Annotated in this window: 5 protein-coding genes and 1 pseudogene; 1 reads left to right on the top strand and 5 read right to left on the bottom strand. The window is 64.8% G+C overall.

Annotated features, from left to right (window positions below):
- Positions 1–129 precede the first annotated feature (129 nt).
- Positions 130–461, top strand: a pseudogene (locus tag JD77_RS30330) (transposase family protein); the annotation flags it as partial.
- 737 nt (positions 462–1,198) lie between these two features.
- Here the strand turns inward: JD77_RS30330 and JD77_RS30335 are convergent.
- The 5 genes from JD77_RS30335 to JD77_RS30355 form a co-directional block, all read right to left on the bottom strand.
- Positions 1,199–7,600 (bottom strand): RHS repeat-associated core domain-containing protein, encoded by a 6,402-nt coding sequence (locus JD77_RS30335; protein WP_145777214.1) that lies wholly within the window; start codon positions 7,598–7,600, stop codon positions 1,199–1,201.
- Positions 7,601–7,800: 200 nt separating this feature from the next.
- Positions 7,801–10,572: a LamG domain-containing protein gene (locus JD77_RS30340; RefSeq protein ID WP_145777215.1), complete on the bottom strand. Its 2,772-nt coding sequence runs from the start codon at positions 10,570–10,572 to the stop codon at positions 7,801–7,803.
- A 182-nt stretch (positions 10,573–10,754) separates the two neighbouring features.
- On the bottom strand, positions 10,755–12,182 hold the full coding sequence (locus tag JD77_RS30345) for an IS1380 family transposase (protein ID WP_211372751.1): 1,428 nt from the start codon (positions 12,180–12,182) through the stop codon (positions 10,755–10,757).
- A gap of 88 nt (positions 12,183–12,270) precedes the next feature.
- A complete protein-coding gene (locus JD77_RS30350; RefSeq protein WP_246141141.1) occupies positions 12,271–12,918 on the bottom strand; it encodes a hypothetical protein in 648 nt (215 codons plus the stop codon).
- Positions 12,919–13,567: 649 nt separating this feature from the next.
- Positions 13,568–13,984 (bottom strand): hypothetical protein, encoded by a 417-nt coding sequence (locus JD77_RS30355; protein ID WP_145777217.1) that lies wholly within the window; start codon positions 13,982–13,984, stop codon positions 13,568–13,570.
- Positions 13,985–14,123: the final 139 nt, after the last annotated feature.

Raw genomic sequence — 14,123 nt, forward strand, 5'->3', positions numbered from 1 at the left:
ACATCGAAATCTGGGAGGAACACCGGTAACGCCCGCATTGAAAAGTACAACGATGAGCTGGACCGCCACCGCCACCGCTGCCGCCAGCCGTAATGTCGGTCTCCCGAGTAAGGGACGCCTCGTAACCCCAACCGGGCGCTGTTGGTGGCCGCCTACTGGCGTACGACCTGATCATGCGGCAGATCGGCCCGCTGTTTGGGGTGTCGCACTCCGCCGCCCACCGGGTCATCGACACCCTCGACCACCTGCTCACCCTCGCCCCGGTCCGGCGGCGGCCGGTCGACCAGGTCGCGATCGTTGACGGCACCCTGAATTCCGACCCGGGACCATCACCTCGCCGCACGGAGAAGAACTACCGCTATTCCACAAACCTGCAGGTCGCCAGCGACACCAGCACCCGCCTGGCCATCGCCGTCGGCGATCCCCAGCCCGGCAACCACAACGACGCCATCGCCTACCGCACCAGGCGCTTCCACAATCAATCTCCAGCCGCCCCCACCAATTCCTACAGGGTGCCCATTCTCGCGTCAAAGTATTGCACTATATCGTCCATCGACGACTTTGGCTCACGCTTGCCGGAAAGTTCTAGATAAATTAGGTACTGCCCATATCTGGCCCAATAGCCCCACACTTGGCAGTCCTCGAAGTCCTTTCTCTTCGAGTGCCCAACATTTCCGCAGAAATATCTATAAGAGTCAGCATGCAGAGCCTTCAACGGGTCAACGTCAACCAGCAGGTCACCCCCACCCTCCCGCGCAAACCTTGATTCCGGGTTTTCGGACCGGAATTTCCACCACGCATCTAGAGGATCCTCCAGCGCCCACACCTCCTGATGAAAGGAAAGACCTCCGTCCGCATACCAATCAACAATCAGTTCACCCGGCAAGCGAGCACCGGTGCGCTTTCCAGCGAAATCGATACCGTCGACCTGATACTTCGCCTTAAGTTGCCTACCTCCTAGACCAGGAACGGCATCGGGTGAATCAACCGCAATGCGCTCGGGAGAGGCTACGGTACGGGCAGAGGAACTGATACCCAGCACAACAACACCGATCGCAACAGCCGCCGTCACGGCTAGAACTCCTATGGCGGCTTTCCAACGCCTCGCCACAGCCATCTGCCCACCCCCTTAACGAACAGATGCTACAGCATGAGACAGTGGTCCGCCCGTGCACGGTGGGCACGGGCGGACTTTATATCACTTCTGCGGGAGCACTTTCCTCTCCCCTGTCGCCTGAATTGCAGGCAGCGAGTCCATGAGAGCCGCCACGACCAATTCTTGCGTCAACTCCCGCGGCCCGTATTGCTGACGCAAGCGGATCCCAATGTCAACAGCCATGGCATCAGATTGGTCACGTCTCCCAGTAACAGGGTTGGAGGGTAGATTCTGGGCTGCGACTAGCGCCTGCCTATCAATACCGATATGCGTACCAACGTATCCGTAGTGGATGTTTGACCACACGTCGTAATTGACTCGCAACTTGGTTCCAGGAACATCCATCATCAGGGAATCAAGGTCCGCCAGATCCATGCCAAAAAGCTTCTGCAGTTCCGGCTTCTGATCCCACGGACAGTCCTGGCAGACCAAACCGGCCCATTGGGTCATGCCCGCGATCAGGTCTTCCTGGCTTTGCCTCTTGACGCAAACGCCCGCGATCCTGACATGACATCCAGGATTGAGCAGGTACGCCATAGCGGCAGCTTCCTGGCCAAGGCTGTTGTTGTGCATGTAGTTGAGGATCATGTCTGCGGAAGTGCAAAACGCAGATCCGGGTGCGGCATCGCAAGGATTAGACGGCTTCTTTGGCCCACCGTTTCCTCGACTAGGACTTGAGGCACGAGCCCTTTCCCAATCGTCGTCGCCACAGCGCCCACCGCATCCGTCGTTGTCACCCTTGACCGAGACATAGTCGCCGTACAAATCTTCGTAGTCCGCACCAGCGCCGCAGCGGTCATCGGAGCAAGCCTTAAGCCCAGTTGGGTCGGAGAACGTCACTGGTGAGTTGTTGGCGTACGCGTAGGCGTTCCATTGCTGTGGGTCGGCAAGGTCCATGATCGGGTCGACCGAAATGAAGCGGCCAAGCATTTGATCGTATTTTCGGGCGCCGATGTTGACGAGGTTGGTGGGATCGTTGTCGCCGCCGACGAAGCCTTTGTTGTTGACCCAGATGGGGTTCGATCCGCGTGGCGTGCCGTAGGGGGTTTGCCGGCGGATGTCCACCTTTTGGGTGCCGGCGTTGATGGCGATCTGCTGGGTGCCTTGATGGTCGCTGTAGAGCCAGGTCAGGTTGGTGATCGCCGAGCCACCCGTCCGGCTGGCGCAGGTCACTCCGGCGAAGTCGTAGTAGCGGGTGCCGGTATTGACGGTGCCTTCGCGGCGGATCTCCTGCCCGGGCAGGTACAGGGTGGTGCCGGTGGCGTCGCGGCGGACGAGGCGGACGCCGTCGGCGTCGTAGATGTTGGTTTCGATGGTCTTGCCGCCGGAGGTTACGGTGGCGAGTTTGCCTTCGGCGTTCCAGCGGAGGGTTTGGCTGTTGGCACCGGTGGTGCACTCGTTGGCGGTGTTGCCGGCGGGCCGGCAGGTGGTGTTGCCGGTGGCGTCGTAGGCGTAGGTGTTGACGAGGTTGCTCTGACCCGGCGCCTGCGTCGTCATCGCGGTGACGGCGTGTGGGCGTGCGACACCCTGACCGCCGCTGGGCATGGCATACGTGCGGGTCGTCTCCCCACCGGCGGTGTGGCTGGTCTCCGTCTCCCGGGATCCGGTCGTGGTGAACGTCCAGTCCTGCCAGTAGGGCGCCGGGCCGCCGAGATCAACCACGGTCGGGTCGGCTTGGCAGGTCACCCCAGTCTTGGGAGCCCAAGCAGTCTCGAGCCGTCTAAGCTCGTCGTGCCGGAAGCACTGCGTGTCCGCCGAGCCGACCTCCGGGGTTTCCGCTATCGACAGAATGTTTCCGGCGTGATCGTAGGTGTAGTTGCGGTCGGAAACGGTGCCCGTGACAGTTTCCCGGTCGATGGTGGTGCGGGTGATCCTGCGGGTTGCCTCGTCCCGGTCAACGATGTCTCTGGTGAACAGACCGCCGGGCATCTTGTAGATCGACCCGCTGCGCTCTCCATAGGTGGTGTAGCTGGCGGTGGCCATGGTGCCCACCCAGCCAGTCAGGCTGGTGCCGATGCTGGTCGGCATCCCGGTGGCGGCGTCGTAGTCGGTGGTGATCTTCTCGGTGACCAGACCGCCGGCAGCCGGGTAGGAGATCGACACCGGCTGGCCGGTGGCGTCGGAGTACTCGTAGCCGTAGACGTAGGTGGAGTCCAGCCCGGCCTCGACGGCGGGGATCACGTAGTGGAAGCCCTTGGGCTGATAGCGGGCGTCGAAGCTACGGACCTGCCACTTGTAGGCGTTCGCCGATCCGGCCGGCTCGTACCGGATGGCCTGGGTCAGCTGGCCCTTGTATCCGGGTTGGCCGGTGTACAGGGTGTCGTACTTCCATTCCGCGCGTAGCTTGCCGGTTTCGGAGCCGTCCCGCAGCTCTTTCTTCCGGCCGAGGGTGTCGTAGCCGTACCACAGCGCCTCACCGCGGGCGTCCTCGGTCTTGATGAGCTCGTTGGCGTCGTTGTAGGTGTTCGTCGTGGCGCCCTTGTCGGGGTCGGTGGTCCGCCACTGGCGGCCTTTGGCATCGAACTCATACACCCACTCGTTGCCGTCCGAGTCGATGGTCTTGACTGCCTGGCCCTTGCGGTTGAACTCGTACCGGGTTTCCAGATAGGCGCCCGCCACGCCGGCGGGGGTGTTGTGCTGCCGCAGCCCGATGGTGCGGCCTTCGATGTCGGTCACCGTGGTGGTGGGGGTGCCGCCGGCCGGTGGCGTGACCTTGGTCAGGTCACCCTCATACACGGTGACGGTGCGCCACTTCTCCACCAGGTTGATCTCGTCGTCACCGGACAGGAAGACATTCACCGTGGCTCGTGACGCCCGGTCGAACTCGGTCTTGGACACCGCAGGCACTGACCATCCCGGTTCCCCCCATAGGGTGCCGGACGGGGCGCCCGGTTCGGCGTGTGCCGCGTAGCTGGTGGCAGCCCGGCCGAACTCGTCGTAGATCGTGTCGGTGACCATCCGCGAACCGCTACCGCTCATCGACAGGCTCTGGGTCTGCCGTGGCCGCAGCAGGCCGTCGACGATCTGGTAGGAGGTCACATAGTTTCCATCCGCGTTCAGCACCTCGCTGGTCACGTATGGGTAGGCGTCGCGGTTGGGCGCGAACGTGTAGGTGTACTGCGCCGACGGCTTGGTCGGATTGCTCGCATTCGACCAGCCCAGCTTCCACACCTTCGACACGCGGCCCAAGGCGTCGTACTCGACCTCGTCGGTCACCTTGTTGTTCGGGTCGACGGCCTTGGTAGAGGATCCCCAGTACGGGTTGGTCTCCACTGACGAGGTCCAGTTGAACGGTGCCGGGCCCGTCGTGGTCACCTTGGTGACCGGGCCGCCCACGGTCGGGGTGTACGCGGTGGTGGTCACGTTGCCCTTAATGTCGGCGGCAGTCACCACGCGACCAGCGGGGTCGTAGCTGGCCTGCGACACGGTCTGCCACACCGTGCCGGTGCCGGGCGCCCAGTCCTTGAGCTGCTCACTCTTGGTGACGGCACCGAACTTGGGTGCGGTGTCGATGCTGTCCGCGCCGTCGTAGTAGCTCCTGACGTCGGAGATCACGTCGTCGACGCTGGCCGGGCTCGTACCGCAGGCCAACGCCGTGGCCGTGCTCTGCTTGACCACCTCCGTGAGGTTCTTGCTCAGGTTACGGTTGTAGCTGTAGGTGACACACTTCTCGTCGCCGGTCTTCGAGATGTCACCGTCGTCCTGGGACCAGTTCTGCGTGCCGTACGTGTCGTCGAAGCTCGTCGTCTTCCGCGAGGTACGCCAACCCCGCGAGCCGTCCACACCCAGCGCAGTCGAGGTGTAGGTAGTCTGCGTGTCCACGAACCGCGCCTCGACGGTGTCGCCGTTGATCGTGCGGCTGGCAGTCGAATTCGACCGCCACGGCACGTTCACCGTCTTCGACACCGGCTTGGTCTCCACACCGTTGTAGACGACCCGTTCCCGGATTTGGCCCGCGAACTGGTCCTCGTCGTAGACGGTCTCCGAGCCCACCGATGCAGGGACGGTCACCGTACGTGTTCCGCCGGAGGGGCTGGCCTTGTCGCCGTGCATACCCCGCATGAACTTTGTGACCGTCAGGGTCTGGATGGCGGGGTCGGACCCGACTCGAGTGTTGACCTGCGCGTAGCCCCGCCACTGCGACCAGGTCTTACGGTCCGGCTTGGACAGGCCGTCGTCGTCGGCGTAATGCCACGCAGGCGCACCCACATACTCGTACCAGGTGTGCTTGGCATCGGCCTGACGACTGTCAACAAGCTGGACATCGTTCTCAGCGATGTGTTCGACCCGGTACTTGTGCCACCACTCCGTAACCAGCCGTTCCCCGGTCGCGTCATTCGGATCCGGTACCCGCACTGGGTAGCAGCGCTTTGCATTCGAGTGTGGCGCCAGAGACTCGGTGTTTGCCGATGTGCACTCCGGCTCGCTGTAGTCGACGTGGATGATCGCGCCGGTCTCGGTCTTAATGTCGGAAATCCGCAGCCAGTTGTCCGTGGTGCCGTGCTCGGTCAGCACCCGGTTGGCGAGCGTCGTCGCGGTGAACGTCACCGGCGGCAGGGTGCTCGTGCCGCCAACAAGCCCGGCGTGGTCGATCTTGTCAAGCCACAAACCGGTGTGCGTGGAGTCCGCGGTTGCGGTGAACGTGTGTGTCAGGGTCCACGACTCCACGTCCTGCCAGGCCGGGGTCGGCTTGGTGGTGTCCCACACCCTCGTGGTGATCTTCTTCAGCCGCTTCGTCGTCCAGAAGGTCGGTGAGTACTGCTGCGGACACGACGTCGCGGACGCTTTGCACTCCTGATCCCAGGGGGTGTCCTTCCAACTGTCCTTGACTGGGCTCGACTCGGTGCCGCAGTTGGAGACACAGCGCTTGTCGGTTTCGAACACCACCTGCGCGTAGGGGTTGACGTTACGCTCGGTAACCCCGTGCGTAGTCTCCGTCCGATCGTAGGTGCCGTAGTCGATCCGGGTCAGGTAGCCAGCCCGATCGTACGACACATCGTCGGAGTCGGTGGCGTTGCGGGCGTATTTGTTGGTTTCCTTGCCGTACCACAGCGACATGGTGTTGCCCCGGACGTCGACGGCGTAGTCGAGGTTCCACCGCCACGCCTGCATGCAGTCGGAGCTGGTGAAGGCGCTCTGGTGGCAGGGCTCGCCCGAGTGGTTACCAAAAACCGGAACGGTCAACGTCGAGTTCGTCTTGACCGTCTGACCCGGCAGCGAGTGTAAACCGAAGAAGTACTGGGTGCCGTCGGTCGCCGTCACCTTCCAGTACTCTCCGTTGTCGTCGCCGTTGCCCGACGCACCGGCCAGCTTCTCGATCTTCGAGCCGTCCTCAGAGCGCGAGTGCCAGCCCTTACCCGCCTGGAACACGAGCTCGCCACTGCTGCCGCTCAGGCTCATCGTGGCGTTGTCAGATCGCCAGCACAGGTCACCGGTCCGCTGGCTGTTGTTCGCGCCGTTCTTCATGTCCTCCAAACACGGCACATAGCGGCGTTCGATGAACCCAGGCGAGTAGTCGAAGCCCTCACCGATCCACGAGGGCTGGTTGTTGGTCACCTCGGAGCGGCCATCCACCGAAGACGAGGAGTAGGCCAGCGCCACCGACGGCGCAGGGCCGGTAGCCGGTGGCGTGCGCATCGGGTACTCCCAAGAGAAGTCGCCCGAAGAACCCCCCGCCGACCAAGTCGACGACGCAGCCAGACTGGTCGCGGTGAAGTCCCCGTCCTCACCCGATGGGCCGGCAGCCAACACCACCAGCGAACCCACCGACTGCTCGGCTGGAGCATCACCCGACAGCCGTCCGCCGACCGTCGGCGCTGCGGGCGACTGCGCGGAGGCGATCATCATTTCAGCGGTCGCGACACCCGCGGCGAGATCATTGGACGTGCGCAGCGGCACCGACCGGCAGCTCGACTGATCTGGAGTGGTCAGCGCGCACTCGGGCACTTGCCACAACCGCAACCGCGACGCCCACTCACCACCAACCGCGTAGCGGAACGTGCTGTAGTCCACCGAGATCTTCGCGGTGCCGGTCACTGCGTCAGCGGGGGTGGTGACCTTCATGACTACGCCGTCGCGCCAGGACTGCGGTACGACTGCCCGGTCGAACACCTGCACATCCACGGCGGTCAGCCGTTCGCCGGCCTTACCCGCGCCACGGCTCACCCATACCGGCAGACCAGCCGCCTTCGCCCCCCGACTACCGGCGGCGCGGGCGGCAGGGGCGCCGAGTTCCACGCGGGTCGCACCGGCCTTCGGCCATACCGGAGCAGGCGCGGGCGCATACTTCACCCGCTGCTGCGGCCAGCCCTTACCCGCCACCGGCCCGCCGTCGGTGTCCAGCGTCTCGGCCGGCACCTCCCGCGGCTGGGCATCGGGCTTGGCCTGCGCGGGCACAGCGACCAGCAGCGACGCCACCAACGTGGTGGCCACCGATCCCGCCATCGACAGCCGACGCGTTGGCGACCCGAAAACCCGCCTATGCAGCCGGCGGAGGAAAGACCCCGTCAACATGTGTTCCCTTCCCCGGAACCAGGAGCCATCTCGATGAGAAGACTGATGCGACCAGGTGGCGCAGGCCACCGCCACCGAAGATCAACCTTTGAGGGGTGAGGTGGTGCGCGGCACCACCCCACCTCGAAGGGCTAGCTAGCTGCCTGAACCTCATGCATGGCCAGCACTTGGGCGTCTGTCATCGCGCCCTGGTAGATGCCGAGATCGTCGACCGTGCCGTACAGCGGTTGCCAGTTGCCGTTCCGGCCCACGACCAACGGGCCGTTCGCCTGCCATGGCTGCCAGGCTGCCCGGAGCGCCGTCGTGATTTTGAGCTCGCCGTTGACGTACAACCTGAGCTGTCGGCGGCCGACATCCAGGACACCGACGATGTGCTGCCAACTATCGGTGACATCCGGAGCTGGTGCCGTCGCGATGGTGGCCCCGGTGCCGTCGTCGGGTGTGGCGGCCGTGTCGAGCATCTTGAGCTTCCATACGCCACCGTTGTCTGTGCCGTAGTAGAAGTAGAAGCCCTTGCTGCCCACCGCGTTCTGGACCAGCAGCGTCTGGTAGACGTCGGTGCGGTCGAGCCTCGCCCAAACAGAGACAGTGAACGACTGGTCGGTGCGCAGTACCGACGTGTCCTGCCACTGCGCTACCTCGCCCACCGGATCCAGTTTGTAGGCCGAGCGGGCGAACTCGGTCGTCGGTGCGGGCGGGGTGCTCGGGTCAGCGTCGTCATCCAGGCCATCGTCAAGCAGCAGGCCACCGCTGCCGTCCCCGCCTCGGCCGGTGCTGATCTCCGAGCCCTGCGACAGGGCCAGCCATCGATCCCACGCGGTCGTGGTGTCCTTGACCTCGCACGAGTTCACGATTGTCGGGTCCCAGCACGCGCCTTCCGGGTCGGTCTCGAAGTCCCAGCTACCGACCTGGATCGGGGTCAGCATGCCCGGCTCGTCGAACCCGCCAGAGTTCGGGTCGTCCTTGAGCATTCCGGTGAAGTCGTGCTCCACGATGGCCCGGTCGAACACCTGAACGTCGGCGATATCACCGGCCCACCAGTTGCCTGCGGCTCCCCAGAACGAACGCCCGACGGTGAACCGGCCGGTGGCCGCCCACGGCGTCACCGTACGAGCCGCCTCACCGGCCTTCACCCCATTGACAAAGAGACGCATCTGCTTTTCAGCGGCGTCATAGACACCAGCGATGTGCACCCACTTGCCCACGTCCGCGCTACCCAACGTCGGTGCAGCGTTGACCGTTGCGGTGCCGCTGTCCTTATCCAGCGAGTTCCGCATGTGAAACGACCAGTGCGGTCCTTGGGTATCGCGCCGTGCACCCAGGTAGAACCCGCCTGCCATGGTCGCGTCCGCAGTCATCGCAGGGTCCTGACCCAATGCGTTACGGTCAGCCGAAGAATTGATAACCGATGGCCGGACCCACGCTGCCACGGTGAACGACTTGGTGGTGTCCACCACTGGCGCCGATGACACCGCCTGGCTGCTGGAACCATTGAAGGTCGCGGTCTTTCCGTCGACCATGCGCACATCTTCAGTCCATGTGACGTTGGTGGTCGTCAACGGTGTGTTCCCGGCCGCTGCCGGCTGTCCGTCCGCCACGGCTGCTGCCTGGTCGACACCCGGATAGGTTTCCAAGCCCCACTTGGCAACCGCCGGTGACGGGCGGCCCACTGTGAAGGGGAACCCGAATTCGTTGCTTTCGTTCAGCGTCCCGTCGACAGCCTTAGCCTTGAAGACATTCCTGCCATAGCTCGGCGCGGTAGCGTCAACCTCGACATACCTCGGACTGGTGCCCTGCGCCGGCTTGGAGAACTCCCCCGCGCTGCCCCACCCGTAGGTGAACGTCGTCACCGTCGTGTCCGACGACTCGATCCGGAACCTACCCGACTTCCCGGGACCCGACGGCGCGGCCACCATACTCACCGTGACCGGGGGTTTCGTGTTGTCCACCGCGAACTGGCACCACGACGACCACGCCGACTGGCTGTACGTGTCCGTGTTCTTCACGCGGAACGCGTACGTCTTATCCTTCACCAACCCTGACAACGCGGCACTGGTCGCCACCGTGTTCGGGGTGATACCCGTCTTGTCGCCAGGTCCCGACTTCCGCGCCGGAGAGGTGTCAGTCACCGTCCCCATGCCGCCGGCCGGCACCTCGATCCATTCGAAGTGGGCCGTGAGAGAGTCCCATGAATCGGCGTCCGGGAACGTCGCCCGCAGCGTCGGGGTAGATGTTCCGATCATCAACACACCGGTGTTGCAGGCGACCCCGGCCACCTGCAAACCTGTCGGCGCGCCCGGCTTGCTGTCGTAGTCCACGAACAGCTTGGCGTTACCTGGGAAGTACTTCTTCCACCGGCTCTGCGTCGACTCGCCGTCGCCGTTCTTGTCCTCGGCGGCACTGAATCCGAGCGTGAGCGTGGACCAACTATTGCTGGCCACCGCCCGCAGTTGGGTTGTCACCGCCGCCCCCTCGAACTGCACCACCATGTCGTCCTGGATCTCACCACACCCGCCAGTTTCGTTAGCGTGACTGGCCGCATAATCCAACTGGGTGGACAACGCCATCTTCGACCAGGTTGCCCGCATCGTCTTGTCGATCGCCGGCACCAGATACATCCAGTTCCCGGTGTCGGTACACGACCAGGTGTGGTCAACTTTCATCTCCACCCGCGCCGCGGAGATGTACTTCCCCTTGAGCGACACACCGTTGTCCGCAACCGTCGGGAACTCGAAATACGACCGGTAGATCGCCCCAGTATCCGGGTTCAACCCCACCCGAGCCACACTATAGTCGCTGTTCGACGACCCGTTGTTAGTCGAATACGCCCACTTGTTACGCAGATCCGACCAACGCCACTGCGGATCGACAAAAATCGGAAAGTGGGCGTCCGGGGAATCCAACAACGACGTGTCGGGGGTCAGCCTCGATTCGTCAGAGGGCTTTGCTGCCCGCCTGAGCGTCTTGGTTTGACCGTTTTGTCCGTCTGTGGTGGGTGTTGATCAGCCACGTGGCGCTGTGGGCGCGCGGGGTCTCCGGGTCCCGGGGGAATGGCCTTTCTGCTGGTAGAGGCAGGGGCGGGTGGTCAGGTGGCCGGTGGTAGCAGGGTGAGGCGTTGCCAGCAGAGGGCGAACGCTTCGGCCCAGGGCCAGGTGTCGGGGATGGACAGGACGCGGCGGCGGGCGTGGGTGGCCAGTTTCGCGGGTAGGTGCAGCAGCCGGTAGCGCAGGGTGTCGGGTTCGGCGTGGGCGAGGTCGGGTTGGTCGTGTAGGCCGAGTAGCCGGGTCCAGGCGGTCAGGTCGGCGGCGATGTTGGCCGTGAGGACCCATCCGCGGTTGACGGTCCAGGCTTTCGAGGGCAGGTTACGCAGGCCCATGGCCTTGTTCGTGCGTACCCGGTCTTCCACCCCGGCGTGCGCCCGGTGCAGTGCGTCGAGCCATTGCGGCTGGTGGGAGCCGGGCATCCCGGCGATGCGGGTGATGTTGGTGGCGACGATGGCGTAGCGCCAGCCGGTGCGTTTCTCCAGGTCGGTGAGGTTCTTGGTGTGCCGGGCGGAGGGTTTCGTGCGTCGTGCGAGTAGCCGTAGTGTGCCGGTCCAGGCGTGCAGGCGCGGGTTGAGGCCGGTCAGTTCGGCGACGTGCGCGGTGTCGGTGGCGCAGCCGTCCTGGGTGAGGCTGTCAGACCAGGCGCCGGCGGGTAGTTGTTCGATCGCGGTCTCGTCGGCCGCGGTGATGCTCCAGCCGACGGTGAAGCGCACGCTGCGCCACAACCGGTTCATCTGCTGGAGGTGTTCGAGCAGCTCGTGAGTGGCGCCGGCGCCGTCGACGCGGATGAGGATCTTGCGCCGGTAGGCGACCGGCAGTTGGGCGATCGCGTCGCCGAGGACCCGGATGTGGTCGGTGACCGTGTTCGACCCGCTGTTGCCGGGCCTCAGCAGCATGGCCAGGCATTCCGCGGTGTTGGCACACCACGCGCCGAGCGGGTGGAAGCCGAAGCCCTTCTTGAAGGTGGCCGCCGCGCCCTGCTTGGGCGAGTGGGCGGTGATCAGGGTGGCGTCCAGATCGATGACCACCCACCCGGAAAGGAGTTTCCCGGCGACGGTCAGCCACGGGAATCCCTGCGGCCGGCGGGCGAGCAGCGCCCACACGTGGGCGCGGACCTTCGCCCGCGCTTTCCCGATCCGTTTCAGCGCGGTCTCGTCGAGCCCGGCCAGGGCCCGCCGGACGGTCGCCTCCGACGGCGGATCACCGAACACCAGCCCCTGATGAGCGAGCAGCGCGATATCGGACATGCTGGTCGCGCCGAGCACGATCGCCACCGCCAGCGATACCAGGACCGTTCCGCGATCCCACCAGCCCGGGCCCTCGCCGCGGGGCAGAACCTTGTTCAATCCGCCAGTCAGACCGGTCCGGTCCGCGCATTTGCGCAGCAGGACCGCGCCCGCGTGACCGACCAGGCCCTTCCCGCCCGAGCCGACGACCAGCCGCTGATCCCACCCGCTACCCTTGTTCACCAGAAAGGTGCACCCGATTCTGCTGTGGACATGGTCTAGACACCCACATCCTCGCAGGTCAGGCGCACCTTTCGTCTACCGCCCTCGATCAGTCAAATTCCCTCTGAACGGGGGAGGTCAGCAGCAGGTCTCCGCTGCCGGTGACCTGTGCGGCAACCGAAGCCACCTGCGCGGCGTCCCCCGGCGACTCGACGGACGACGTCCCACCATCCGCCGCCGGCGCTCGTCCCATCACCCGAGCTGGCTGCGCCGAAGGGCGCGAATCCCACATCACCGCCGGCTCCGCCGAGGCCACCACCACTCCGCCAGCGACCGCCTTCAACGCTCCGCTCGGGCTGTGCCGCACCTGCGCGTCGCCATCGAGGTCGAACCGGATCTGACGCACTGCGGGATCCGCCGCTGCGGCGGCAGACTTGATGACAAGGACGTGTGCAAAACCGACACGTGTGGCCCGCACCACCAGATCGACATCCGTCATCACATTCGGGAAGGTAGCTGAATCACCATCCACCACCGGCGCCGGCAGACTCCCGCCCGGCCACGACATCGTCATCGTCTTGCCAGCATGCGTCACGGTCACCAGCGGACCGGCCCCGCCGCCGCTGAAGGCGATATCGGCAGCAGACGCCTGCGGCCGCAACAGACCATCGGCACCGGGGAGCAGCTCAAGGTCGATGTCGGTCCACTTGCCGGCCTTACGGGTCCGCTGCGGCACCACCGACGACTCGAACGTCATGCGCCCATCCGGCTGGGCAACCACCTGCGCAAACTCCGACCGAGATGCATCAACCACCACCGCCTGTCCACAGGCGAGAGCCATAGCCGCAGCTGCCGCCTCAGTCAGCGCCTCGCTCGAACACGACGCGGCCGCCGGTGTAGCGACTGCCGGCACAATGACACCGGCGCCCGCCACGACCAAGGCCGCCGGCAATCCCAGGCCCGCCATCAGCCATCTGAGCCTCGACCAGACGAACCCTCGGGCCCGTCGCCCTGTCCGCGAACCAGACTCGGCTCTGACACGACGAAGATGTGCAGCAACCACCGCAAGGCCCCCGTTGATCTCGCTCGATGAACGGTCGAACTGTAGAGAGATTGGTGATCATCCGTAAAGAGGTCGTCACAAACTGCTAGGATCAAACGGGCAGAAGGACATTTATCAGGCAGCAGAGTGACCGAAGGTCACCACGAGAGCGGACGGGAGTATTCCGGTCGGAGGCACACATGGGATCGGGCCGATCACGTAACCCTCCAACCCAGGCCACCTATGATCGTGTGGGTCCGTCGATGTCGCTTGCGACAGATGCGCGTAAGAGCGTCGGTGTGGCTGGGCCGGAGCCGGCATGCCGGCGCGGGTCAGACTGCCGGGGTGGCACTCCCGCCATGCCTCACTCCTCGGCCCACGTCCCGGGGAAGCGGGCCCGCACCAGCTCGATCAGACCCGGGTCGACCTGTCGGATGACCCGAACGACGGGCGGGCCGTCCAACCCGTGGAGCACGTACATGCCGAGCGCGTAGGAGGCCTCAAACGCGTCCGGGCCGGAGTAGCCGAGGAGGTCACGGCAGAACAGGCAGAAGCGCCGGACCAGGTCACGGTCGAGGTCGACCAGGCCGAGGTCCCGGGTCAGCGGACCGACGGCGTGCGTCGCGTATTCGAACTGGTCCACCGGTTGCGGCATCCGGTCGGCGTCGATCGCGCGTTGCAACGCGTCGCAGACCAGGTCTGTGATCTGCTCCCGGGCCTCCGGGAAGTGTTGCCACGCGAGGTCTCCTACCGGGCCGAAAGTCCAGGGCTGAGCCGACATCCATCATCTCCAGGCGAGGCTGTATCCGGCAGGGAAAGGCCTTCCGGCCGTCACCGGTAGAGGCAAGCTTTACCGGTGACGGCCCGAGGCGTTGCTCACTGCTCCGACAAGCATCGACCAACTCCTGTCGACAAGCGGG

It is taken from the genome of Micromonospora olivasterospora, from assembly GCF_007830265.1.
Lineage (GTDB): Bacteria > Actinomycetota > Actinomycetes > Mycobacteriales > Micromonosporaceae > Micromonospora > Micromonospora olivasterospora.

What these genes read in the sequence shown, in the direction of transcription:
- JD77_RS30335 (WP_145777214.1), bottom strand. Translation starts at nt 7,600, where the DNA reads ATGGCGGGATCGGTGGCCACCACGTTGGTGGCGTCGCTGCTGGTCGCT.
- JD77_RS30350 (WP_246141141.1), bottom strand. Translation starts at nt 12,918, where the DNA reads ATGACGTTCGAGTCGTCGGTGGTGCCGCAGCGGACCCGTAAGGCCGGC.
- JD77_RS30355 (WP_145777217.1), bottom strand. Translation starts at nt 13,984, where the DNA reads ATGTCGGCTCAGCCCTGGACTTTCGGCCCGGTAGGAGACCTCGCGTGG.